General features: G+C 72.5%; 19 protein-coding genes, 1 tRNA gene and 1 other RNA gene. 15 read left to right on the plus strand and 6 right to left on the minus strand.

The features are described from left to right. The first annotated feature begins 80 nt into the window (after positions 1 to 80). Entirely contained in the window at positions 81 to 809 is a 729-nt protein-coding gene (locus ACTJJZ_RS09540) for a hypothetical protein (RefSeq protein WP_440720947.1), read from the plus strand. A 121-nt stretch (positions 810 to 930) separates the two neighbouring features. After that, on the plus strand, positions 931 to 1,545 hold the full coding sequence (locus tag ACTJJZ_RS09545) for a GNAT family N-acetyltransferase (RefSeq protein WP_440720948.1): 615 nt from the start codon (positions 931 to 933) through the stop codon (positions 1,543 to 1,545). A gap of 15 nt (positions 1,546 to 1,560) precedes the next feature. Here ACTJJZ_RS09545 and ACTJJZ_RS09550 read toward each other — a convergent pair whose 3' ends face one another. Both ACTJJZ_RS09550 and ACTJJZ_RS09555 read right to left on the minus strand, forming a co-directional pair. Further along, entirely contained in the window at positions 1,561 to 1,743 is a 183-nt protein-coding gene (locus ACTJJZ_RS09550; protein WP_440720949.1) for a hypothetical protein, read from the minus strand. A gap of 131 nt (positions 1,744 to 1,874) precedes the next feature. Next, positions 1,875 to 1,959, minus strand: a tRNA-Ser gene (locus tag ACTJJZ_RS09555). Between the two features lie 135 nt (positions 1,960 to 2,094). On the opposite strand from ACTJJZ_RS09555, the gene ACTJJZ_RS09560 reads away from it, so the two are divergent. The 3 genes from ACTJJZ_RS09560 to ACTJJZ_RS09570 all read left to right on the plus strand — a co-directional run bounded on the left by ACTJJZ_RS09560 (position 2,095) and on the right by ACTJJZ_RS09570 (position 5,205). Next, positions 2,095 to 3,459 carry an LssY C-terminal domain-containing protein gene (locus ACTJJZ_RS09560; RefSeq protein ID WP_440720950.1) on the plus strand — a complete coding sequence of 455 codons (1,365 nt, stop codon included), beginning with the start codon at positions 2,095 to 2,097 and terminating at the stop codon, positions 3,457 to 3,459. Between the two features lie 38 nt (positions 3,460 to 3,497). Beyond that, complete coding sequence (trhO, locus tag ACTJJZ_RS09565) at positions 3,498 to 4,394, plus strand: oxygen-dependent tRNA uridine(34) hydroxylase TrhO (protein ID WP_440720951.1); 897 nt, start codon at positions 3,498 to 3,500, stop codon at positions 4,392 to 4,394. 136 nt (positions 4,395 to 4,530) lie between these two features. Further along, the gene (locus tag ACTJJZ_RS09570) at positions 4,531 to 5,205 is read left to right on the plus strand and encodes a DedA family protein (RefSeq protein ID WP_440720952.1); all 675 of its coding nucleotides are present in this window, start codon (positions 4,531 to 4,533) and stop codon (positions 5,203 to 5,205) included. 23 nt (positions 5,206 to 5,228) lie between these two features. Here ACTJJZ_RS09570 and ACTJJZ_RS09575 read toward each other — a convergent pair whose 3' ends face one another. From ACTJJZ_RS09575 to ACTJJZ_RS09585, 3 genes are read right to left on the minus strand one after another with little or no spacing between them, the layout of a single operon-like run. Next, a complete protein-coding gene (locus ACTJJZ_RS09575; protein ID WP_440720953.1) occupies positions 5,229 to 7,529 on the minus strand; it encodes a transglutaminase family protein in 2,301 nt (766 codons plus the stop codon). After that, positions 7,516 to 8,814, minus strand: a complete 1,299-nt coding sequence (locus tag ACTJJZ_RS09580) for a DUF58 domain-containing protein (protein ID WP_440720954.1) — start codon at positions 8,812 to 8,814, stop codon at positions 7,516 to 7,518. Before ACTJJZ_RS09580 ends, ACTJJZ_RS09575 begins: the two co-directional genes overlap by 14 nt. A gap of 35 nt (positions 8,815 to 8,849) precedes the next feature. Continuing rightward, positions 8,850 to 9,845, minus strand: coding sequence for an AAA family ATPase (locus ACTJJZ_RS09585; protein WP_440720955.1), 996 nt, complete (start codon positions 9,843 to 9,845; stop codon positions 8,850 to 8,852). Positions 9,846 to 10,040: 195 nt separating this feature from the next. Here ACTJJZ_RS09585 and ffs point away from each other — a divergent pair. From ffs to ACTJJZ_RS09615, 6 genes are all read left to right on the plus strand, one after another. Further along, an RNA gene (gene ffs / locus ACTJJZ_RS09590) (signal recognition particle sRNA small type) lies at positions 10,041 to 10,137 on the plus strand. Positions 10,138 to 10,376: 239 nt separating this feature from the next. Beyond that, positions 10,377 to 11,114 carry an HAD family hydrolase gene (locus tag ACTJJZ_RS09595; protein ID WP_440720956.1) on the plus strand — a complete coding sequence of 246 codons (738 nt, stop codon included), beginning with the start codon at positions 10,377 to 10,379 and terminating at the stop codon, positions 11,112 to 11,114. Between the two features lie 25 nt (positions 11,115 to 11,139). Beyond that, positions 11,140 to 13,635, plus strand: a complete 2,496-nt coding sequence (locus ACTJJZ_RS09600; protein WP_440720957.1) for a glycoside hydrolase family 65 protein — start codon at positions 11,140 to 11,142, stop codon at positions 13,633 to 13,635. Positions 13,636 to 13,900: 265 nt separating this feature from the next. Continuing rightward, positions 13,901 to 16,585: a DNA polymerase III subunit gamma and tau gene (locus ACTJJZ_RS09605; protein WP_440720958.1), complete on the plus strand. Its 2,685-nt coding sequence runs from the start codon at positions 13,901 to 13,903 to the stop codon at positions 16,583 to 16,585. Positions 16,586 to 16,623: 38 nt separating this feature from the next. Further along, positions 16,624 to 17,217 carry a recombination mediator RecR gene (recR, locus tag ACTJJZ_RS09610; protein WP_440720959.1) on the plus strand — a complete coding sequence of 198 codons (594 nt, stop codon included), beginning with the start codon at positions 16,624 to 16,626 and terminating at the stop codon, positions 17,215 to 17,217. Further along, positions 17,214 to 18,188: a DMT family transporter gene (locus ACTJJZ_RS09615; RefSeq protein WP_440720960.1), complete on the plus strand. Its 975-nt coding sequence runs from the start codon at positions 17,214 to 17,216 to the stop codon at positions 18,186 to 18,188. Before recR ends, ACTJJZ_RS09615 begins: the two co-directional genes overlap by 4 nt. 75 nt (positions 18,189 to 18,263) lie before the next feature. Here ACTJJZ_RS09615 and ACTJJZ_RS09620 read toward each other — a convergent pair whose 3' ends face one another. Then, positions 18,264 to 18,740, minus strand: a complete 477-nt coding sequence (locus tag ACTJJZ_RS09620) for a DUF2871 domain-containing protein (protein ID WP_440720961.1) — start codon at positions 18,738 to 18,740, stop codon at positions 18,264 to 18,266. Positions 18,741 to 18,835: 95 nt separating this feature from the next. Between ACTJJZ_RS09620 and ACTJJZ_RS09625 the strand changes: the two genes are divergently transcribed. From ACTJJZ_RS09625 to ACTJJZ_RS09640, 4 genes are all read left to right on the plus strand, one after another. Next, positions 18,836 to 20,044 (plus strand): sensor histidine kinase, encoded by a 1,209-nt coding sequence (locus ACTJJZ_RS09625; RefSeq protein WP_440720962.1) that lies wholly within the window; start codon positions 18,836 to 18,838, stop codon positions 20,042 to 20,044. Further along, on the plus strand, positions 20,041 to 20,658 hold the full coding sequence (locus ACTJJZ_RS09630; RefSeq protein WP_440720963.1) for a response regulator: 618 nt from the start codon (positions 20,041 to 20,043) through the stop codon (positions 20,656 to 20,658). Before ACTJJZ_RS09625 ends, ACTJJZ_RS09630 begins: the two co-directional genes overlap by 4 nt. Before the next feature lie 111 nt (positions 20,659 to 20,769). Then, positions 20,770 to 22,050, plus strand: coding sequence for an aspartate kinase (locus ACTJJZ_RS09635; RefSeq protein ID WP_440720964.1), 1,281 nt, complete (start codon positions 20,770 to 20,772; stop codon positions 22,048 to 22,050). A 145-nt stretch (positions 22,051 to 22,195) separates the two neighbouring features. Beyond that, positions 22,196 to 23,272 carry an aspartate-semialdehyde dehydrogenase gene (locus ACTJJZ_RS09640; RefSeq protein ID WP_440720965.1) on the plus strand — a complete coding sequence of 359 codons (1,077 nt, stop codon included), beginning with the start codon at positions 22,196 to 22,198 and terminating at the stop codon, positions 23,270 to 23,272. Positions 23,273 to 23,336 lie beyond the last annotated feature (64 nt).

The raw sequence follows: 23,336 nt of genomic DNA on the forward strand, positions 1-23,336 counted from the left end.
GCGTTTGCAAATGATGACCGAACTCTCTAGCCTCGTTGGGGTGCAGGCGAGCTGCGCGACGACGACAAGGGGACGACTTCATGAGCAACCGAACGATCGGGACGGTGGCCAGGGCCACGGAGACCGTGCGGACGCGCGGGCGGATGTCACGCCGCACGATCATCAAGGGTGCGGCGTGGTCCGTCCCGGTGATCGCCGCCGCGGCGGCCGTCCCCACGGCCACGGCATCCGGGACCGGCACGCTCGTGTTCTCGCCGGGCCCCGGTGCGCTCAACAGCGACAACGACAACTTCACCTACACCTGGACCCTGACGAACTCGTCGACTACGGACCCCATCTCCGGCCCGTTCACGATCGCGTTCAACGTGCCCTACAACATCCAGAACTCGATCCCGAAGCCGTCGGCAGGCCAGGCCAGCGCGTCGAACCCGACCCTGTTCGCCCCGATCGCGGTGAACGCCTCGTCCGGGTACTCGGTGGGCTGGACGCACCAGGACGGCGTCTCGGACGCCTACGGGAACACGCGCACCGAGACGATCACGGTCGGCAACGCGTCCTCGAAGCTCGCCGCCGGCGCCTCGATCACGGTGAGCACGATCTGGAGCGTGCCGAACAACTGGCTCTCCACGGGCGAGGGCAGCATCCTGCTCTCCCGGCGGATCTGGACGTGGCAGAGTGCCGGCACGGTCAGCGCGGCCAGCGGCACACTCGGCTCGCCGCAGGCCTTCCCCGGCTGGACCACGGGACCCGCGACGGAGAACCCGGCATCCCCCGGCGGGCTGTGGGCCTTCAGCACCCCGGCCGGCTGAGCCTGAGCACGATCGCTGCGGGCGTCCCGGGTCCCCGGGGCGTCCGCAGCCGCGTCCGGTCGCGGGCCGCCCGATCTCGCTAGGCTGAGCGGACCGCCACCCCTGCACTGAGGAGCTCTCTGTGACGCGCATTCGACCGTTCCGCTCCGAAGACGTCGACGCGCTGTACGACGTGTGCGTGAAGACGGCGGACGTGGGCGCCGACGCCACGGGCATGCTCGAGGACGACGCCCTGTGGGGCGACCTCTTCGCGGTGCCGTACGCGCTGCGGGACCCGGCGCTGTGCTGGGTCGTGGAAGCGGACGATGCGCGCGTGATCGGCTACGTCGTGGCGACGGATGACACGAACGGGTTCGCGGCCTGGTTCCGTGACGAGTGGTGGCCGTCGCGCCAGGCCCGTTACCGTCGTTCCGGGCAGGCCGAGCCGACCGCGCAGGACCGCTTCCTCGCCTACGGCGACCGGATGGCGCCGCGCGAGGATCCGATCGTGCGCGAGTACCCCGCGCACCTGCACATCGACCTGCTCCCCGAGACGCAGGGACAGGGACTCGGCCGGCGTCTCATCGACACGCTGCTCGCCGAACTGGGGCGACGCGGCGTCACCGGGCTGCACCTCGCGATGAACGCCGACAACGCGTCCGCAGGCGCGTTCTACGAGCGGCTCGGGTTCGCACTCCTCGCATCGGGCGACGGCAGCACGACCTACGGGATCCGGATCGCGCCGCAGCTCGGATGACGACGCCGGGTCGCGTCACATCCCGAGCGGCGGGAAGTGCGGGATCGGGATCGGCTTGTGGGCGCGGTCTCCCAGCGCGTCCATCCGTGCTTTGATCTCCGCGCTCGGTGCGTCGGCGCGCACGGAGAGGCCGGCGCTCGGCGCCCACGTGGAGGGGCGGGGTGCTGACGCGTCGCGCGGACGATCCTGGGCGTTCATGTTCGCACGCTACCTGCCGGACCCGGGAGCGGGAACGGGCTTGTTTTCCACGAGCCGATGTGCTGCGACCGATGGCGGCGGAGACGAGTGAAGCGCCGCCCCCGTCTTCCAGAGGCGGCGCTTCACGTCTGCGGTGACGGCGGGATTCGAACCCGCGGTTGCTTGCACAACACACGCTTTCCAAGCGTGCTCCTTCGGCCGCTCGGACACGTCACCAGGAGTACAACCTGACCATCCTATCCGATCCTGCCGACGGCTTCGGACAGGGCGGTCCGCAGCCGCGGGGCGCGTGCCAGGATGAGAACGACTGCGAAGGAGAGGCGCGATGTGACCGGCCCCGAAGATCCGCCTGTGTCCGAGCAGCATCCGTCCCGTCGGCGATGGACGCTGCGGATGCAGCAGCCCCTGCCGCCGGCCACCGTCGTCGACCGGATCGCGTTCCTCGTCGGCACCGCATCCGCCGTGTGGCTCGCGGTCATCATCTCGCTGCAGAGCTTCCGGTATCCGTGGTCGGTGCTGCTGTTCCTGCCGGTGTGGGCCATCATGGCGTACCTGGTGCTGCCGCGGCTGCACCGGCTGCTGTCGGATCTGTACGTGCCGGACTACTTCTTCGGACGCACCCGCACGGCCGACGGCCTGCTCGGGGACCCGGTCAACCTCGGTGTGGACGGAACCTCCGCGCAGCTCGACGCCGTGATGACGCGGGCGGGGTGGCATCGGGCCGACGAGATCACCGCGGCGTCGACCTGGGGGATCATCGTGTCGACGCTCACGCGCCGCAGCTATGCGACCGCGCCGGTGTCTCCGCTCATGCTGTTCGGCCGCCGGCACGACGTCGCGTACCAGCAGGAGGTGGACGGCAACCCGCGACAGCGCCACCACGTGCGCTTCTGGCACTGCCCGCCCGGGTGGCTGCTGCCGGGCGGGGCCAAGACCGACTGGCTGGGCGCGGGCAGCTTCGACACCGACGTGGGGCTCAGCCTGTTCACCCTGCAGGTCACGCACCGCATCGACGAGGACACCGACATCGAGCGCGACTTCGTCGTGCACAGCGCCTGCCAGGCGGACGCCGCGGTCAACGTCCGGACCCTGCACGACTTCACCACCGGCTATCACTCGCGCAACGGCGGAGGCGACCGGTTCATCACCGACGGGGATCTGCCCATCCTCGATCTCACCGCCGTGGCCGTGGAAGGCGACGCGGGCGGACTCGGTGGCGATCCCGTCCTCGACCACCCGGGCGGACGCCGCCACGAGTCGTTCCGGACGACGGCCGAGCGATCGATGCGCCATGCGCCGCTGGCCATCTTCTTCGCCGTGGGCGTCGTCGCGCTCGGCGGGCTGGTCGACCTCGTGAGCCTGATCGTCGGTGCGGCGACGGACAGGGACGTGGGGCGGCTGTTCGTCGAGGGCCAGCCCGAGGCGGTCGCGCTGCTGCTGGGCGGGCTCGGCTTCGCCGGCGTCGTCTCGCTCGCGCAGCTGCTCATGGCCTGGTTCGTGCTGCGGCGCGGCCGACGCTCCCGGGCCGTGCTGATGGTGCTGCTCGCGATCGGCGTGCTCTCCACCGCGATCGACTACCTCGACGGGAACGCCAGGCTGGGGTTCAACGGCACGCTGCTCGCCGCATCGCTGCAGTGCCTCGCGCTGCTGGCGCTCTCCAGCGAGGCGGCGGGGGCGTGGGCCCGGCGGAGCTCGCGGGAGGACGACGAACGCTGACAGCGCCCGCGCTCGGGACGGGCTTCTAGAATCTCCTGGTGCCCACCCCGAAGATCGTGCTGTTCTACGCGTTCGCGCCGCTTCCGGATCCCGAGGCGATCCGTCTCTGGCAGCGCGATCTGTGCGAGGCGCTGCATCTGCGCGGGCGGATCCTGATCTCCGCGCACGGCATCAACGGCACGCTCGGCGGGGACCTGCCGGCGGTGAAGCGGTGGCTGCGATCGTTCCGCTCCTACCCGGCGTTCCGCGACGCGGACGTGAAGTGGAGCGAGGGGACGGCGGTGGACGCCGACGGGTTCAGCGCCGACTTCCCGAAGCTGAGCGTCAAGGTGCGCGACGAGATCGTCTCCTTCGGCGCGCCCGGTGAGCTGCGCGTCGACGAGCACGGCGTGGTCGGCGGCGGCACCCGGCTGAGCCCGGCGGAACTGCACGCGCTGGTCGCGGAGCGCGGCGACGAGGTCGTCCTCTTCGACGGCCGCAACGCCCTGGAGGCGGAGATCGGGCGATTCCGCGGAGCGATCGTGCCCGACGCGGAGACCACCCGCGACTTCGTCGGCCTGCTCGACTCGGGCGCGTACGACGACCTCAAGGGGCGACCCGTCGTCACCTACTGCACCGGAGGGATCCGCTGCGAGGTGCTGTCCGGGCTGATGCGCTCGCGCGGCTTCGGCGAGGTGTACCAGCTCGACGGCGGGATCGCCCGGTACGGCGAGGAGTACGGCGACGACGGCCTCTGGGAGGGGTCGCTGTACGTGTTCGACGGGCGCGGATCCGTCGCGTTCAGCGACCACGCGGCGGTCATCGGGGTGTGCGCAGGATGCGGCACGGCGACCAGCCGGACCGCGAACTGTCCGGATCCTTCGTGCCGGCATCAGGACGTGGTGTGCGCGGAGTGCTATGCGGTGCGCTGTCCGGAGCACGCGGTCGCGGTCTGAGCCGCCGGCCGACGCCCGGCCGTCGGGCCTCGGTGAACAGTGCGGAACATCAGCCCGTGGGATGACGACGGGCCGGTGGCGCCGGCGTAGCGTGTGATCGTCCCCTCGTCCGGCCTCGCCCCAGGAGCGCGCTCTCATGGACCTGCTGAACGCCTGGCTGCTGCACGCGGCCGGCCAGCTGTGGCTCTTCCCCGTGCTGCTGGTGTTCTTCTTCGCCGACGGGTTCGCCACGATCCTGCCCAGCGAGACGGCCCTGGTGGCACTCGCCGCGCTCTCGCAGCACAGCGGGGAGCCGAACCTCGTCGTCCTCGGCCTGACCGCCCTGATCGGCGCGATCGCGGGCGACAACATGGCCTACCTGCTGGGCCGCACGATCGGCACGGAGCGCTGGGCGTGGATGCGCCGCCCGCGCGTGCACAAGATGTTCGAATGGGCGCGGTACGAGCTGGACAAGCGCGGCGCGGCACTGATCTTCACCGCCCGTTACATCCCCTGGGGGCGGGTCGCGGTCAACTACGTCGCCGGACAGACCCGCTATCCGCATCGCCGGTTCTTCTTCTACGACGCGCTCGCCTGCGTCACCTGGGTGGGCTACGCCCTCGCGATCGGGCTGCTCGCGGGGCAGTGGGTGCATGAGAACCCGCTGCTCGGCGTCGGCATCGCCGTGGTGTTCGCCGTGATCGTGGGCTTCGGAGTCGATCACGTGCTGCGCTGGTGGCACCGCCGCAGGGGCGACGCCGAGCCGCTCGTGCGCCCCGCATCGGGCCGCACCGGGACTGGGAGCACCGGGCGCGAGGGCACGACGCCGTAGGCGATGAGCGCTGCGGGATCCCGTCAGGATGCCGAGGCGGGCATGAGCCTGGCGCCGAGCAGGGAGCGCGGAGCGACCACGGCGGCGATCCGGTCCCGGAGAGACACGCGCCGCCGCAGTTCCGCGCTGATGCTGCCGAGGGCGCGCACGAGCTCCGTTCCCGTCGCCTCCCCGCGGCTTCCGGCCGCCTCACCCGGTCGTGCGTAGCTGGCCCGTTCCACCGCGCGGACGAGCGCCTCGACGGCCGCGGGATCCGCCCCGCGCTCGCGGACGAGACGCGCCCCGCGGGACCGGGGGGACTCCGAGACGGGGGCGGGCAGCCCGAGGTCCTGCAGGATCGCGCGCAGCTCGGCCCAGGCCGCCAGAGCGTCGCCCTTCCGGGCGCTGCTCATCCGCCGGACGGACAGCAGCCGGCGCACCGCCGCGGGGATCAGCAGCACGATGACGACGCCGGCGACCGTCCACAGCACGGGGGCGGGGTCCAGGCCGCGCGCGGAAGAGCCCGCGGCTCCGGCGTCGGGGATGTCGGGCCGGTTCTTGTCCTTCGCCGCCGAGGACGAGGTGGGCAGCGGGGTGGCGCCCGCCGCCGGGGTCGGCCCGGATCCCGCGCCGGAGTCGGTGGGGTCGGTGAAGACGGTCGGGACGCCGCGGGTCGCGGTCGGCTCGAACGGGACCCAGCCGATCCCGGCGAAGTACACCTCCGGCCAGGAGTGCAGCTCGTCCGTGCCGACCTCGAACACCACCCTGCCGTCGTCCGAGCGGCGATCGGTCGACGTGCCGGGCAGATAGCCGACGACGATCCTGGTCGGCATGCCGAGGGAGCGCGCCATGAGCGCGAACGCGCCCGCGAAGTGAACGCAGTATCCCTCGCGCACGTCCAGGAAGGTGGCGATGGCCTGCACGTTGGTGCCGTCGAAGCCGTCCTGGACGGGGGTGTTCAGGGAGTAGCGGAAGCCTGCCCGGAACCAGGTCTGCAGGGCGATCAGCCGGTCGTAGTCGGTGGTGGCTCCGCCGGTGACCGTCGCCGCGTCCTCCGCGATCACCGGCGGGAGGTTCTTCGGCAGCGCACGCAGGGACTCGGGGGCGTCGGATCCCGACGCCGTCGACGCGCGGATCTGCGCGAGGGTCGGGACGAGTTCGGTGGTGTCGATCGTGTAGTTCTGATCGGCCGCGTCGGCGTTCGCGGCGACGACCGTGCGATTGTCCGGGGCGGCCGTCCACGCGCCCGCGACGCCGTGCACCGCGGTCGCCTGATAGGGCACCGGGAGCCACGAGCCGGAGATGCCGGTGGTGCGGATGGTCGTGTGCGCGCGGTGCTCGGCCACCCCGTCGGCGGCGGTCACGGCGCCGAAGCCCTGGGCGAGAGGGACGGTGGGCGGGCGGTCGGGCTGCCACTGCCTGCCGTCGAACGCGGACAGCGTCGCGATGCGCAGGTAGGGGGCCGTGCCGTCATCCGTGATCAGCGTGAGCGCGGTGGTCGGTGCGGGGCGGCGCAGATCCTGCCCCAGATCGAGGGTGGCGCTCAGCGCGGTGGTCCCGCCGCCCGCGTCGATGCCGGCGGCCGAGAGCGGCAGCAGCGGAGAGACCACGAGCGCGGCGACGGCGGCCAGCGCGCCCACGACGACCGTCGTGAACGGACGAGTGCGCACCGGCGCCGCGGCCGGGTGCGCGCCAGGGCCGGCGGATCCGGGAGGCGCGAACCGCACATGCAGGAACAGCAGGATCGTGACCGCGAGCGCGAGGAACCACACCGGGTTCGAACCGCCGTGCACGACGATCGACGGCACCGCCCCGAGCGCGGCGATCAGCACAGCCGCCCCCAGGGGCGCGCGCAGGGCGACCAGCACGAGATCGAGGACAACGGCGAGAAGCCCCGTCACGAGGGCGACCGCGACGGCGAGCTCCGGCGTGGACGCGAGCGGAGCGACGCCGGCGCGGATCTGCTCCTGCGCCCGGGCGACCAGGCCGCCGATCATGTCGATCGTGTGCGACGTCGGCAAAGGCGCGATCGTCGTCACCTGCTTCGATGCGAACACCGCGAGCGCGACCGCGCCGACGATCAGCTGGGCGATCGGGACGACGGGGAGGGCGAGCCAGGCGGCGCTGCGGCGTGTCAGGATCCGCGCGACGAGCCCCGTGAGGATGACGGATCCGGCGGTCACGGCCGCGCCGGCGCTCCAGGCGCCCGGCTGCACCACCGCCGCCAGCGGCCACACCACGACGAGCATGCCGAGCGCGATGAGGGCCGCCGCCGCGGCGGGGCCGGCGAAGGGGGTCCGCTCCCACCTCGGCCCGCCATAGGCGCTGAGATCAGAAGCCGGCATGCGCGGCGCCCTCCTGGACGCCGGTGTCCGCCCAGGCGGCGGCAGGATCGTCGCCGAGCGCCGCGGTGCGCCAGCCCTGCGCCGCGGCGGCCGGCAGCGCATCCCGTTCCGGCGCGGTGGCCAGCAGGACCGGGGTTCCGGCGCCGCCGTGCGGCAGGGCTCCCGCGTCGGTCGCGTCGAGGACGCCCGTGATCACGACCAGGGGGCCCACCGTGTGCCCCTCGCTTGCGGCGGGGAGGCCGGCATCGCGCTCGCCGGCACGGGGAGCGGTGCCCGCGAGCGCGACGAGCAGGCCGTCCCTCTCGTCCTCCGCCCCGCGCAGCCGTCCGATCAGCACGCCGGTGGCGTCGACCACGTCGACCGCGAACCCGTGGTCGACGAGGTGCACGGCGATCGAGGCGCAGGCGGTCACCGCGCGATCGAACCCGGCGTCGCCGACGCCGCCCCGATCGGAGTCGGCCTCCTGCTCGGCCCTCGCCCGCCGTCTGCCGCGCGGGGACGTCCCGCGGCCCGGTTCCGCTCCGGCCGGCGACCCCTCCGGCGCGACCCAGCGCACGCCGGCGCGATCCAGCACGACCAGGGCGTCGGGGCTGGACTCCTGCTCCTCCTGCCGCACCATGAGGTCGCCGCGGTGAGCGGTGGCACGCCAGTGGATCCGGCGCATCGAGTCGCCCGGCACGTAACGGCGCGGGGAGAGGTTGTCGGACCCCTGGCCGAGCCGGTGCGAGGAGGTCTGCGCGGTGCCGCCGGCGCGCCCCGTGCGGTCGGCCAGGCGGGGGAGCGGGAGCACGGCCGGCACGATCGTGATCGGAGTCGGATCGCCGAGCTCGTCGGTGCGGCGGAACAGGCCGAACGGGTCCGCCGTGGTGAGCCGCAGCGGGCCGAGCGATGCGAGCCCGCGTCGCGCGCCGGCGATGGAGTAGGTCATCGTCATGGCGACGCCGCCCGGCACGCTCTCGTGCGCCTCGGGCGGAAACGAGCCCGAGGCGGCTCCGTGCACGGCCGACGGCAGCGCGTCGTCCCACCGGCCCGCCGGAGCTCGGAGGATCGTGCGCAGCTCGACGCGCACCCGCACCACGGTGTCCTCGCCGACGGTGAGCAGATCCGCCGCGACCGTGCGGCTCACCGTGGCGCGCCGGCGCGACCCGAACACGGCGATCGCGGACAGCACCAGCACGGCGAACAGCAGCACGGCCACGGCGAGAAGGGCGGGCGAGGCCAGCACGTTCGCGGCGATCACCAGCGCGATGCCGGTCAGCAGCGCCGCCACTCCGCGTGCGGTCATCCGCCGTCCGGGTGCCGGCGCCGCGACCGATCCGCTCACCGCGGCAGGCCGACCGGGACCGGGGTGCGCCGGACGATCCCCTCCAGCGCCGACTCGATGGGACGGGCGCCGGCGCGGTGCAGTCCGCGCGCGGGGATGAGCCGGTGTGCGAACACCGCCGGCAGCAGCGCGGTGAGGTCGTCCGGGAGCACGAAGTCCCGGCCGTCCAGGGCCGCCTGCACCTTGGCCGCCCGCACCAGCTGCAGAGTGGCGCGCGGGCTCGCGCCGAGATGCAGGTTGGGGTCGCTGCGGGTGGCCTGCGAGAGCGCGACCGCGTACTCCTCGAGCGCGGGGGCGACGTGCACCGACCGGGCCCAGCCGATCAGGCCGCGCACGTCGGTGGCCGCGAGCACCGGCCGGATCGCGTCGAGCGGGTTCGCGACGTCGCGCTGGCGCAGCATCAGCGTCTCCGCCGCCGCGTCCGGATAGCCCATCGAGATGCGCATCATGAACCGGTCGCGCTGCGCCTCCGGCAGGGCGTAGGTCCCCTCCATCTCGAGCGGGTTCTGCGTGGCGACCACGAGGAACGGATCCGGCAGCGGACGCGACTGGCCGTCGACCGTGACCTGACCCTCCTCCATCGCCTCGAGCAGCGCGGACTGGGTCTTGGGGGAGGAGCGGTTGATCTCGTCGGCGATGACGATGTGCGCGAAGACCGCGCCGGGCTTGAACTCGAACTCCTGCGCGACGGGGTTGTAGACGCTCACGCCGGTGATGTCGCCGGGGAGCAGGTCGGGGGTGAACTGGATCCGGCGCACGGTCGCGTCGATGCTGGCCGCGAGAGCGCGGGCGAGCATGGTCTTGCCCACGCCCGGCACGTCTTCGACGAGCAGGTGGCCCTGGGCGAGCAGGCAGATCAGGGCGCTGCGGATCGCGTCGTCTTTGCCGTCGATGACCTCGGTGATCGAGTCGAGGATCGCACCGGTGCGCCGCGCGAACTCGTCCGCGTCGATGTCCTCGTGGGCGGCCTGAGCGGTGTCGGTGGCGTGCATGCGTCCCCTCTCGCGGACGCTGCGGCGCGCCCGCGTCTTGATCGTAACGCCGGGGAGGGGACCGTGGGCCGGCGGGGTCGCCGACGAGGAGTCCGGTTCGGCGCGCGATCCGCGCCGGTCGAGCGGGGCGGAGGCCCGGAGGCGCTCGCGGCACGCCCCGGTTCGGCCCCGTCCGCGTCCTCGGGTAGACTGATTCCCGGCTCTCCGCGTGACGGTACCCAGGCCAACTCCCCCAGGGCGGAAACGCAGCAAGGGTAACCGGGCTCTGCCGGGTGCGCGGAGGGTCTTTTCTTATGCCCCGGCGGCCACGGCCCCGGTCGGCGGAACTTCGGGTTCCCGCCGCGGAGCGATCCACGGTCTGCAACCGAGCCGGCATCCCCGGACGGCGGGCGCCGACCGCCGAGAAGCTCGCGACTCTCCGCCGACCCCGGTCGTCTTCCCGCAGGCCCGCCCGCGCACTAACCTGGACACCGTGGCACACAGACGTGCCGATCCGCCAGATCCCGTTCTCAGCCACCCGGAGGATCCGCCGTGCCCGACACTTCTGCAGGTCTCCCCGATCTCCGTCAGGCGGCCGCCGTGCTGTTCGACCTCGACGGCGTGCTCACCCCGACCGCCGAGGTGCACATGCACGCGTGGCAGGCGGTGTTCGACCAGGTGTTCACGCTCTGGGGGATCACCCCGCCGTACACGGACGAGGACTACTTCGCCTACGTCGACGGGAAGAAGCGCTACGACGGGGTGGCCAGCCTGCTGCGCAGCCGCAACGTGGAGATCCCCTGGGGCACGGTCGGCGACGATCCCGAGGCCGACACCGTGTGCGGCATCGGCAACCGCAAGAACGTCGCCTTCTCCGAGGCGCTGCGCCGCGACGGCATCGCGCCGTACCCCGGATCCCTCGCCCTGATCGAGCAGCTGAGGTCGGCCGGGGTCCCGCTCGCCGTCGTGTCCAGCTCGAAGAACGCCGAGGAGGTGCTGGCCAGCGCCGGCATCCGCGACTTCTTCACCGTCGTCGTGGACGGCGTCGTCGCCGAGCGCGAGCAGCTCGCGTCCAAGCCCGCGGCGGACGTGTTCCGCGTCGCCGCCGAGAGGATCGGCGTCGATCCCGCGGACGCCGTCGCCGTCGAGGACGCCACGAGCGGCGTCGCCTCCGCGGCCGCGGCCGGTTACGGGACGGTCGTCGGCGTGGACCGCGGCGCCGGATCCGAGGCGCTGCTCGCCAACGGCGCGACCGTCGTCGTGGACGACCTCGACCGCTTCCTTCCCTGAATCCCACCCCGCTACGGAGCACTGCATGATCGACCGCGACGTCTTCCCCGTCGACCCCTGGCGTCTCGTCGAGACCCGGTATCCGCACACGGATCCCGGGGTCTCGGAGACGCTGATGGGCCTCGGCAACGGCTACCTCGGCCTGCGCGGCAACCACATCGAAGGCCGCATGGCGCACGAGCACGGCACGTTCATCAACGGCCTGCACGAGACCTGGCCGATCCGGCACGCCGAGCAGGCGTTCGGCTTCGCCGAGGTCGGCCAGACGATCGTGAACGCGCCGGACGCGAAGGTCATGCGCGTGTACGTCGACGACGAGCCGCTGAGCTTCGACGAGGCCGATGTGCGCGAGTACCGCCGCACGCTCGACTTCCGCACCGGGATCCTGGAGCGCGTCGTGCTGTGGGAGACGCCCTCGGGCAAGCGGGTGCGGATGCGGGACGAGCGGATCGTGTCGTTCGAGGAGCGCCACCTCGCGGTGCTGCGCCTCGAGGTCACGGTGGAGAACTCCGACGCCCCCGTGACGATCTCGTGCCAGCTGATCAACCGGCAGGACGGCGAGGACGTCTACGGCGGGGTGCCGTCGATGGCCGCCGGATCCCCGGGCGAGAAGGCGGGCTTCGACCCGCGCAAGGCCGAGCGGTTCGGCGACCGCGTGCTGCAGCCGGCCGAGTACTGGCAGGACGGCGAGCGCTCGGCGCTCGCCTACCGGGTCGCGAACTCGGGCATGACGCTCGCCGTGGTCGCCGACCACGTCGTGGAGACCGAGAACGAGTACACGTCGCGCCGCCTGGTCGAGCCCGACATCGCGAAGAACGTCTTCCGGGTGCAGGCGAAGGCCGGCGTGCCCACGCGGGTCACCAAGCTGGTCAGCTATCACACCTCCCGCGGCGTGCCAGCGCGCGAGCTCATCGATCGCTGCCGTCGCTCCCTGGACCGGGTCGGCGTGGAGGGCGTCGAGGTGCAGTTCGCGAAGCAGGCCGAGTGGCTCACCGCGTACTGGGAGCGCAGCGACGTGCGCATCGCCCGCCACGACGACCTGCAGCAGGCGACCCGGTGGTGCCTGTTCCAGATCGCGCAGGCGTCGGCGCGNGACGGCGCGGGGGTGTCCGCGAAGGGTGTCTCCGGATCCGGCTACGGCGGGCACTACTTCTGGGACACCGAGGTGTACGTGCTGCCGTTCCTCACCTACACGTCGCCGCAGTTCGCCCGCAACGCGCTGCGCTGCCGGGTGCACATGCTGCCCGCCGCGCGTCGTCGTGCCGGTCAGCTCAACGAGGGCGGGGCGCTGTTCCCGTGGCGCACCATCAACGGCGAGGAGGCCTCCGCGTACTACGCGGCGGGCACGGCGCAGTACCACATCAACGCCGACGTGAGCTACGCGCTCGGCAAGTACGTGCGCGCCACCGGCGACGAGGACTTCCTCTACCGCGAGGGCGTCGACGTCGCGGTAGAGACCGCCCGGATGTGGTCCACGCTCGGCTTCTGGCGGCGCGGCACCGGCGGCGCCCCGACGTTCCACATCCACGGCGTGACCGGACCGGACGAGTACACCACGGTCGTGAACGACAACCTGTTCACCAACGTGATGGCCCGGTACAACCTGCGCTTCGCGGCGCGCGTGGTCCGCGAGATGGCGGAGGACGCGCCAGAGGCGTACGACGCGGCGGTGGAGCGGCTGCGGATCGACGCCTCCGAGGTGGAGCAGTGGGAGCGCGCCGCCGACGCGATGCACATCCCGTTCAGCTCGACCCTGGGGATCCATCCGCAGGACTCCCTGTTCCTGGAGCGCGAGGTGTGGGATCTGCCGCACACCCCGCCCGAGCAGCGCCCGCTGCTGCTGTACTTCCACCCGCTGGTGATCTACCGGTTCCAGGTGCTCAAGCAGGCCGACGTGGTGCTCGCGCTGTTCCTGCAGGGCAACCACTTCACCGAGGCCGAGAAGCTCGCCGACTTCGAGTACTACGACCCGCTGACCACCGGCGACTCGACGCTGTCGGCGGTGGTGCAGTCGATCCTCGCCGCGGAGGTCGGATATCAGGACCTCGCGCACGAGTACTTCCAGCACGCGCTCTTCGTCGACCTCGGCGACCTGCACCGCAACGCCGCGGACGGCGTGCACGTGGCCTCCGCGGGCGGGGTGTGGACGGCGCTCGTGAGCGGGTTCGGCGGCATGCGCGACCACGACGGCGAGCTCAGCTTCGACCCGCGGCTGCCCGCCGACTGGCCCGAGCTGTCGTACCCGCTGCAGTGGCACGGATCCCGGCTGCAGGTCACGCTCACGGCGCACGAGCTGCTCGTCGAGGTCCGCTCCGGCGACCCGGTGCCCTTCCGCGTGCGAGGTCAGTCCTGGACCGCCGCCGTCTCCGCCCCGGCGCGCGTCCCGCTCGCGCACCAGGGACCGGTCATCCCGGGACGGCCGGAGTTCGGCTCGCACGCGCGTCGCGAGGACGGCACGATCCTGTCCCCGAAGGTCCCGGCCACCTCGGCGATCCCGATCGTGGGGCTCGCGGCGGACTGAGAGCGCGGCCCGCGGTCAGGGGCTCCGCAGCGGAGCTCCCCTCCGGCGGGCCCGCCCGGTCCGCTCACCCGGCGTGGCTGATCTCGCAATCGCCGCCGGGTGCGAGGACCGCCTCATGTCCGTCGTCGAAATCCACGCCCCACTTTTGCCACACTTTTTGACCTGTGCGCCACAGATCACTGGCGCGCGAGTCAAAAAATGTGGCGCTCGGCGCTTCTGCGATGGGGCCGGCTCGAATGTCGCAGGCACGCTCTAGGCTTATCGGGTGAGCACAGCCCTGTACCGCCGTTACCGGCCCGAGAACTTCGGGGAGATGATCGGGCAGTCGCAGGTGACCGATCCGCTCATGACGGCGCTGCGCGGCGATCGCGTGGGCCACGCCTACCTGTTCTCCGGCCCTCGCGGCTGCGGCAAGACCACGTCCGCCCGCATCCTGGCGCGCTGCCTGAACTGCGCGGAGGGCCCGACCGACACCCCGTGCGGCGTGTGCCCGAGCTGCGTCGAGCTGTCCCGCGACGGCAGCGGATCCCTCGACGTGGTCGAGATCGACGCCGCGAGCCACAACGGCGTCGACGACGCCCGCGACCTGCGCGAGCGGGCCACGTTCGCGCCCAGCCGCGACCGGTACAAGATCTTCATCCTCGACGAGGCGCACATGGTGACGCCGCAGGGCTTCAACGCCCTGCTGAAGCTCGTCGAGGAGCCGCCGGAGCACATCAAGTTCATCTTCGCCACCACCGAGCCGGAGAAGGTGCTCGGCACGATCCGCTCCCGCACGCACCACTACCCGTTCCGCCTGGTGCCGCCCGCGGCCATGCTCGAGTACGTCGAGAAGCTGTGCAAGGAGGAGGGCGTGACGGTCGCCCAGGGCGTGCTGCCGCTCGTGGTGCGGGCCGGTGGCGGATCCCCGCGTGACACCCTGTCGCTGCTGGACCAGCTCATCGCCGGCTCCGAGCCCTCGGCCGAGTCCGGGGCTGTGGAGGTCGCCTACGAGCGGGCGGTGGCGCTGCTCGGCTACACGCACTCGGCGCTGCTCGACGAGATCGTGGACGCGCTCGCCGCGGGGGACGCGGCCGCGGCTTTCCCGGCGATCGACCGCGTGGTGCAGACGGGACAGGATCCGCGCCGCTTCGTCGACGACCTGCTCGAGCGGCTGCGCGATCTGATCGTGATCGCCGCGGTGGGAGACGGCGCCTCCGCCGTGCTGCGCGGCGTCCCCGAGGACGAGCTGATCCGCATGCGGGGCCAGGCCGGCGCGTTCGGCGGCGCCCGGCTGTCCCGTGCGGCGGATCTGGTGAGCGCGGCGCTCGACGACATGACGGGGGCGACCTCTCCGAGGCTGCACCTCGAGCTGCTCGTAGCGCGGGTGCTGACGGCGCTGTCCGGTTCGGACGGCGAGACGGTTCCGCCGGTGGCGCCGGCCGCGGCCTCAGCGGAGGCCAGGCCCGCCTCGGCGCCTGCTGCTCGAGCGCCGGCTCCTGCTGCGGCGGTTCCCCCCGCGGCCACCGCGCCCGCGCGCGCGTCCGCACCGGCCGAGCCGGCACCCGCCGTCGACGCCGCGCCCGCCGTTGAGGCTCCACCCGCGCCGGCTGCGTCGGCGTCCGCCCACGCCGCCCCTGTTTCCGAGGCCGGCTCCGCTTCGGCTCCGTCCGACGCTGCGCGTCCGTCCTCGGACAGTGCACCCGGAGGAGGCAGTGCACCCGGAGGAGGCAGTGCACCCGGAGGAGGCAGCGCTGCCGGAGGAGCTGAGTCCGCTCCGCCCGCCGGACCGATCGACATCGAGCGGATCCGATCCGTCTGGCCGGCCGTGCTGAGCCGGGTCGAGAAGCTGAGCCGCGGATCCTGGCTCGTCGTCACCGCCGTGCAGCCGCTCGCGTTCGCGGCCGACACCGAGGTGCTCACGCTCGGCTTCCCCGGCCCCAACGACGTCGCGCGGTTCAAGGGCACGACGCCGGGCAGCGGCCCGTCCGACCACTTGCGCACCGCGATCGAGGCCGAACTGGCGATCAAGGTCAAGTACCTGCCCGCACCGCTGCCCGCCGAGGCGCCGGAACGGAGCTTAGAAGAGGGCGGGAAGGCCCCGCACCCCTCCGAAGAATCCACCGGACCCGCCGCGACCGGACCCGCCGCGACCGGACCCACCGCGGACGGACCCGCCGCGGACGAACCCACCGCAGCGGGATCCACAGCCGCCGGATCCACCGCCGCGTCTCCGCGTGAGGAGCGAGGATCCGGAACGGTCGCACCGCAGCGTCCCGCTGCGCCGGCCGCGGGCCGGGGGGCCCCCGCCCCGTCCGCCGGCCCGACGTCGCCGGCACCGCCCGCCGGTCCGGTCACCGAGTGGGCCGTCGCCGCGATCCCGCAGGGCGAGCCGGATCCGGCCTCCGCAGCGGCCTCGGCGCCCGCCGCACCCGTCTCGCCATCCGCGGCGGCCTCGGCGCCCGCCGCCTCGCGCGCGTCGGCGACCGCGACGCAGGTCGCGCAGTTCCCCGTGGACGAGGAGCCCGCCGATGTCGAGGCGATGCCCGCCTCGGGCTGGTACGAGCCCGTGCACGACGGCGACGTGCTGGACGACGAGCCGCCGTTCCCCGACGACGCCGACGATCCCGGCCCCGACGATCCCGGAGCCTACGGCGGCATGCGCGCCACAACGGCCGCTCCCGCGGTCGCGACCCCCGTGGCCACCGTGGCCACCACGGCCACCGCGGCCACCGGCACCGTCGCCCGGACCGGTCTCGCCGCCGCGGAAGCACCCGGCGCCACGCCTCCCGCGGCGAAGGCTCCCGCGGCGCAGGCCTCCCGCCCGGCACCGGCTCCCGTCGTGACCGACCGCGCCCCGCGCTCCGGAGCCCCAGGCGTGCAGCGCTACGGCGAGGCCGTGGTCCGGCAGGTGCTCGGCGCGACGTTCCTGCGCGAGGAGCCGTACGAGCCCCCCACGCGCTTCCAGTGACACACGAAGATCCCCTGATCGAGGCGAGGTTCATCTAGATGTACGACGGCATCGTCCAGGAGCTGATCGACGAGTTCGGCCGTCTGCCCGGCATCGGCCCGAAGTCCGCCCAGCGGATCGCGTTCCACATCCTGCAGACCCCGTCCTTCGACGTGAAGCGGCTCTCCGAGCTGCTCGTCGAGGTGCGCGAGCGGGTGCGGTTCTGCGAGATCTGCGGCAACGTGGCGGAGCAGGAGCGGTGTGCGATCTGCCGCGACCCGCGCCGCAATCCCGCCCTCATCTGCGTCGTCGAGGACGCCAAGGACATCGCCGCGATCGAGCGCACCCGCGAGTTCCGCGGGCTCTACCACGTGCTCGGCGGTGCGATCAGCCCGATCGCCGGCGTCGGCCCGGACGACCTCCGGATCGCGCAGCTGATGACCCGGCTCGCCGACGGCACCGTGCAGGAGGTCATCCTCGCCACCAACCCGAACCTCGAGGGCGAGGCCACCGCGAGCTACCTCAGCCGCCTGCTCGTGAGCATGCAGATCACGGTGTCGCGGCTCGCGTCCGGTCTGCCCGTCGGCGGCGACCTCGAGTACGCGGACGAGGTCACGCTCGGCCGCGCCTTCGAGGGCCGGCGCGTCCTGTGAGCGGCGGCGGCTTCAGCCGGCGCGGCTGGCTGCTCTTCGGGGCGATGTGCCTGCTCTGGGGAGTGCCGTACCTGCTCATCAGCATCGCGGTCGAGTCCTTCTCGCCGCCCGCCGTCGTCGCGGGGCGCACCTTGCTCGCCGCGCTCCTGCTGCTGCCGTTCGCGATCCGCAGCGGCGCCCTGAAGGCTGCCTGGAAGGCGTGGCCATGGGTGCTCGCGTTCGGGCTGGTCGAGATGGGCGGCCCGTTCCTGCTGCTCGGGAACGCCGAGCAGTCGCTGCCGTCCGGGCTGACCGGGCTCCTCGTCGCGACCGTGCCGCTGTTCGCCGCGCTGATCGCGCTCGGCGGCGGCGATCGCGGCGTCCTGGCACCGGCCCGTCTGATCGGCCTGCTGATCGGGTTCGTCGGCGTGGGCGTGGTGGTGGCCGGCCCCGGGCTGTTCGGCGGCACGGTCGACCTCCTCGCGGCGGCCGAGGTGCTGCTCGTCGCCGTCCTCTACGCGACGGCGCCGTTCATCGTGGCGCGCAAGCTCGGCCACGTCCCGTCGATGGGCACGATCACCCTCGCCCTCCTGTTCATCGGGATCCTCTACCTGCCGATCGCGCTGCTCACGCAGCACACGGTGCCCACCGTGCCGTCGATCGCCGCATTGATCGCCCTCGCCGTGGTGTGCACGGCGATCGCCTTCCTGGCCTTCTTCGCCCTGATCAAGGAGGTCGGCCCGGTCCGCGCACCGCTGTTCACCTACGTCAACCCGATCATCGCCATCGTCCTCGGCGCGATCGTGCTCACCGAGCCGCTCACCCTTGGCCTGCTGATCGGGTTCCCGCTGGTGATCGCCGGGTGCTGGTTCGCCGGCACCGGCGGCCGGCTCCGCCCCCGGACGGCCGTGGACCAGGCCGCGGTGGCCGCGACGGCCGAGCCCGTCCCGCCTGCCGGCGACCGCACGGACGCTCGCGCCGTCGAATCCTGAGAGGGCTGCGGATCCCGGCGCAGCGGCTCAGGCGGAGGACGGCCCGAGCGCACGGAGAGCTCAGCACCGGAGAGCTCAGTGCTCCCGGCCGATCCCCTTCCACAGAGTGATCAGCAGCAGCACGAATCCCGCCCCGACCAGGATGTGTCCCGCGCCGGCGAGTCCCGGGATCGCCTTGGACACCTCGGCCTTGAGCACCTCGAGGATTCCGTGCCAGGTCAGCATCGCGCCGGTCAGCAGCACCCCGAGGTTGTAGATCCAGAAGAACAACGGGAACAGCCGGCTCGCGGACAGCCGGAACGCCTTCTCCAGGGCGAGCACGATCAGCATGATCAGCGCGCCAAGCGCCAGCAGGTGCGTGTGCACGAGGGCGAGCTGGCCGCTGAAACCGTCTTCGTAACCCCGGGCCTTGGTGAACTCGCGGTAGAAGAGGCCGGCGATGAGACCGAGCCCGATCCAGGCCACGGAGGCCCAGAAGAGCTGGGCGAGCGCGCGGCGCTGGGCGGCGCGTTCAAGGGAGGGCGGTGCGGTGCTGTCGGCAGGAGCGGTCATGCCGACAGCCTCCTCCGGGCGGAACCGGAGCACATCCATCGAAGGATCGAGGGCGGGCGCTGGGCCGGCGGTCGTCGACCCGGGAGAATCGGAGGATGACCGACACCGTGGCCGCCTCCGCACGACGGCGGATGCTGCGCGGCGCACGGGTCGCACTGCACCTGATCACCGTGGTGCTCGTCGTCGTGACGACCGCACGCGCCGCGATCGAAGGCGAGCCGCTGCCCGTGCTGCTCGCCGCCGCCGTCTACCTCGCCTGGTACGGGGCGGGCGCCGGGTTCGCGCACCGGCGGGCCGCCGGCTGGTGGATGCTCGGCCTTCTGTGCATCTGGATCGGGATGCTCGCGCTCTCGCCGGAGTTCGTCTGGCTCGCGTTCCCGCTGCTGCTGCTCGCCGGCCACGTGCTGCGCCTGCCGTGGTCGGCCGTCTTCGTGGCCGTCGTACTCGCCGCGGCGATCGTCGCGCCAATGCTGCATCCGGGCGCCGAACAGGCGGGCACCTCGCTCGCACACCTGATCGGACCCCTGGTCGGCGGGGGATTCGCGTTCGCCGTCTCTCTCGGCTATGACGCGCTGCTGCGCGACGCAGCGGAGCGCGAGCGGCTCATCGATTCGCTGCTCCGGGCGCAGCACGAGGCCGAGCGCCTGCACGACGAGCTCGCCTCGAGTCAGCGCGAGGCCGGTGCCACCCTCGAGCGCACCCGCTTGGCACGCGACCTGCATGACACGATCGCGCAGGAGCTCAGCACGATCGTCATGCTCGCCCGGATCGAGGATCCGGATCGGCGGCACCAGGAGGATCCCCGACCTCGGAACACCGTGCAGATCGAGGAGCTCGCGCAGCATTCGCTCGTCGAGCTGCGCCGGATCGTGGCCGCCCTCGCGCCCGCCGACCTCGACGAGTCCGCGCTCGCGGCCGCCCTCGCCCGCATGCTCGCATCGCTGCGCGAGGAGGCCGGACTGGAGACGCGGCTGGAGGTCGCCCCTGACCTGCCCGCGCTGTCGACCCCCATCGAGGTCGCGTTCCTGCGGGTCGCGCAATCGGCTCTCGCCAACGTCCGCCAGCACGCGCGAGCACGCGCCGTCGAGGTCTCTCTCGGCGCGGCGGACGGCTCCGTGCGGTTGAGCATCTCCGACGACGGCGCCGGGTTCGATGCCGAGGCCCGGCCGTCCGACGCCTCGTACGGGCTGGCGGCGATGCGCTCGCGCCTGCGCGAGGGCGGGGGAGAGCTCGCCGTCCGCACCGCACGCGGCGAGGGCACCACGATCGAGGCGATCCTGCCGCTGGAGAGGGAGCAGTCATGAGCATCCGGCTGCTCATCGTCGACGACCATCCCGTCGTCCGGGCGGGCATCCGAGCCGTCGTCGAGGCCCGCGGGTTCGAGGTGATCGGCGAACTCGGCACGGGCGAGGAAGCGGTGCAGGCGGCTCGGGAGCTGCGTCCGGACGTGGTGCTCTGCGACCTGAGGCTCGGCGACGGCATGGACGGCGTCGCCACGACAGCGGCACTGCGGACGTTGCCGGAGCCGCCCGCGGTGCTGATCCTCACGACGTTCGATCACGACGCGCAGATCGTGCGCGCGGTCGAGGCCGGCGCCGCCGGCTACCTGCTGAAGGAGGTCGGCGTGGACGTCATCTCCCGGGCGATCGTGGACGCGGCCGCAGGATCCGTGGTGCTCACGCCCGGCGGCGACGAGCGCCTCGTCGCGGCGCTGCGCGCGCCCCGCGTCGAGCTGACCCCTCGTGAGCAGGAGGTTCTCGTGCTCGTCGCGGAAGGCCTCAGCAACCGCGAGATCGCGGTCGCGCTGTTCGTCGGCGAAGCCACGGTGAAGACGCACGTCGTGCACCTGCTGGAGAAGCTGAACGCCGACAGCCGCACCGGTGCCGTCTCGGCAGCCCGCCGCCGCGGTCTGCTCTGATGCGCGTCCGGCTCGGCCCGGCCCGTCACATACCGGACCCGGCATGGAGGCCGCTCGTAGAATGGCCGGTGGCGCGCTGATCCGGGCGCCCGGCATCCCAGGAGTGACCCCGTGGCCCTCATCGTGCAGAAGTACGGCGGCTCGTCCGTCGCCGACGCAGAGAGCATCAAGCGCGTCGCGAAGCGCATCGTCGACACCCGGCGCGCCGGGCACGACGTCGTCGTGGCCGTGAGCGCGATGGGTGACACGACGGACGAGCTGCTCGACCTCGCCGCGCAGGTCGCCCCGATCCCGGCTCCGCGCGAGCTGGACATGCTGCTGTCCAGCGGCGAGCGCATCTCGATGGCGCTGCTCGCGATGTCGATCCACTCGATGGGCTTCGACGCCCGCTCGTTCACCGGTCCCCAGGCGGGGATGCGCACCGACAGCAGGCACGGTTCCGCGCGCATCGTCGAGGTCACCCCGACGCGCCTGCGCGAGGCGCTCGACGAGGGCGCGATCGTCATCGTCGCCGGCTTCCAGGGGATCAGCGACGACACGCAGGACATCACGACGCTCGGCCGCGGCGGATCCGACACCACGGCGGTCGCGCTGGCCGCCGCGCTCGACGCGGACGTGTGCGAGATCTACAGCGATGTCGACGGCATCTTCACGGCGGATCCGCGCGTCGTCCCGCTCGCGCACAAGCTCTCGCACGTCTCGAGCGAGGAGATGCTCGAACTCGCGGCGAACGGCGCCAAGGTGCTGTACATCCGCGCCGTCGAGTACGCGCGCCGTCACGGCGTGCTGATCCACGCCCGCTCGACGTTCACCTCGAACGAGGGCACCTACGTTCTCGGCGAGGGCATGAAGAACCCCCGCGAAGTCAAGGGAGAAGCCATGGAAGAGCCGATCGTCGCCGGTGTCGCCACCGACCTCAGCCAGGCGAAGGTCACGGTCGCGGGTGTGCCGGACATCCCCGGCAAGGCGGCGGAGATCTTCAAGATCGTCGCGAAGTCGGGCGCGAACGTCGACATGATCGTGCAGAACGCGGCCGCATCTGGACGCACCGACATCTCGTTCACGCTGCCGAAGTCCGACGCGTCCGCGGCGCTCAAAGCGCTTGCCGCCGAGCAGTCCGAGGTCGGCTTCGAGGGGCTGCTGCACGATGACCAGATCGGCAAGCTCTCCGTCGTCGGCGCCGGCATGCGCACGCACTCCGGCGTCTCCGCGATCCTGTTCGAGGCGCTGTCCACGACGGGCGTGAACATCGAGATGATCTCGACCTCGGAGATCCGCATCTCGGTGGTGCTGCGCGGCGACGAGCTCGCCGAGGCCGCCCGCGTCGTGCACGCCGCGTACGGCCTGGACGGCGAGGTCGAAGCCGTCGTCGCCGCCGGCACCGGCCGCTGAGGCCCGTGCAGCCGGATCCCCCGGGAACCCGGTAGAATCACCCGAACCCTGACATCGGCGCCAGGCGCGGATCGATCCGCCGTACCCGGCGGCCGCGCCTTCGCCTCGTTCGCCGCACGGCTCGACGCCAAGGAAAAGCATCCCCATGACCCGCATCTCCGACTCAGGACTCTCCGTCGCCATCGTCGGCGCCACCGGCCAGGTGGGCACTGTCATGCGCGACATCCTCGCGGAGCGGTCCTTCCCGATCCGCGAGCTGCGGCTGTTCGCCTCGGCGCGCTCCGCCGGGACGGCGATCGACTTCGGCGGTACGCCCGTGATCGTCGAGGACGTGGAGACCGCCGATCCGGCCGGCGTGGAGATCGCCCTGTTCTCGGCCGGCGCGACCGCGAGCCGCGCCTACGCGCCCCGTTTCGCCGCGGCCGGCGCGGTCGTCGTGGACAACTCGAGCGCCTGGCGGATGGACCCCGAGGTGCCGCTCGTGGTCAGCGAGGTCAACCCCGAGGCCATCGCGGACATCCCGAAGGGCATCATCGCGAACCCGAACTGCACCACGATGGCCGCGATGCCCGTGCTCAAGGCCCTGCACGCCGAGGCCGGGCTCGAGCGCCTCATCGTGAGCACGTACCAGGCGGTGAGCGGATCCGGTCTCGCCGGCGCGCAGGAGCTGCTCGGCCAGGTCGAGGGCGTGCTCGCCCAGGGCGACACCCTCAAGCTCGTGCACGACGGATCCTCGCTCGACTTCCCGCAGCCGGAGAAGTACGTCGCCCCGATCGCGTTCGACGTGATCCCGCTCGCCGGATCGGTCGTCGACGACGGCCTCAACGAGACCGACGAGGAGAAGAAGCTCCGCAACGAGAGCCGGAAGATCCTCGGCCTGCCCGACCTGCGCGTCGCCGGCACCTGCGTGCGCGTGCCGGTGTTCACCGGCCACTCGCTGTCCATCAACGCCGAGTTCGCCCGGGACATCACGCCCGCGCGCGCATACGAGGTGCTCGCGGCGGCTCCCGGCGTCGTCGTCGAAGAGGTCCCCACCCCGCTGTACGCGGCGGGCAAGGATCCGAGCTACGTCGGCCGGATCCGCGCCGACCAGTCCGCCCCCGAGGGCAAGGGGCTCGTGCTGTTCATCAGCAACGACAACCTGCGCAAGGGCGCGGCGCTGAACGCCGTCCAGGTGGCCGAGCTCGTCGCCGACCGTCTCGCCGCACGCCTCGCCAGCTGATCTCCGCGTCGGCGAAAATCCGCGGCCGGTTGGCCGGGACGGTGAATATCGCCGGTCGCGGGGC

Source organism: Microbacterium sp. 22242 (assembly GCF_052045495.1).
Taxonomy (GTDB): domain Bacteria; phylum Actinomycetota; class Actinomycetes; order Actinomycetales; family Microbacteriaceae; genus Microbacterium.

What these genes read in the sequence shown, in the direction of transcription:
- ACTJJZ_RS09540 (WP_440720947.1), top strand. Translation starts at nt 81, where the DNA reads ATGAGCAACCGAACGATCGGGACGGTGGCCAGGGCCACGGAGACCGTG.
- ACTJJZ_RS09550 (WP_440720949.1), bottom strand. Translation starts at nt 1,743, where the DNA reads ATGAACGCCCAGGATCGTCCGCGCGACGCGTCAGCACCCCGCCCCTCC.
- ACTJJZ_RS09570 (WP_440720952.1), top strand. Translation starts at nt 4,531, where the DNA reads ATGGACCTGCTGAACGCCTGGCTGCTGCACGCGGCCGGCCAGCTGTGG.
- ACTJJZ_RS09575 (WP_440720953.1), bottom strand. Translation starts at nt 7,529, where the DNA reads ATGCCGGCTTCTGATCTCAGCGCCTATGGCGGGCCGAGGTGGGAGCGG.
- ACTJJZ_RS09580 (WP_440720954.1), bottom strand. Translation starts at nt 8,814, where the DNA reads ATGACCGCACGCGGAGTGGCGGCGCTGCTGACCGGCATCGCGCTGGTG.
- ACTJJZ_RS09585 (WP_440720955.1), bottom strand. Translation starts at nt 9,845, where the DNA reads ATGCACGCCACCGACACCGCTCAGGCCGCCCACGAGGACATCGACGCG.
- recR (WP_440720959.1), top strand. Translation starts at nt 16,624, where the DNA reads ATGTACGACGGCATCGTCCAGGAGCTGATCGACGAGTTCGGCCGTCTG.
- ACTJJZ_RS09620 (WP_440720961.1), bottom strand. Translation starts at nt 18,740, where the DNA reads ATGACCGCTCCTGCCGACAGCACCGCACCGCCCTCCCTTGAACGCGCC.
- ACTJJZ_RS09625 (WP_440720962.1), top strand. Translation starts at nt 18,836, where the DNA reads ATGACCGACACCGTGGCCGCCTCCGCACGACGGCGGATGCTGCGCGGC.
- ACTJJZ_RS09630 (WP_440720963.1), top strand. Translation starts at nt 20,041, where the DNA reads ATGAGCATCCGGCTGCTCATCGTCGACGACCATCCCGTCGTCCGGGCG.
- ACTJJZ_RS09640 (WP_440720965.1), top strand. Translation starts at nt 22,196, where the DNA reads ATGACCCGCATCTCCGACTCAGGACTCTCCGTCGCCATCGTCGGCGCC.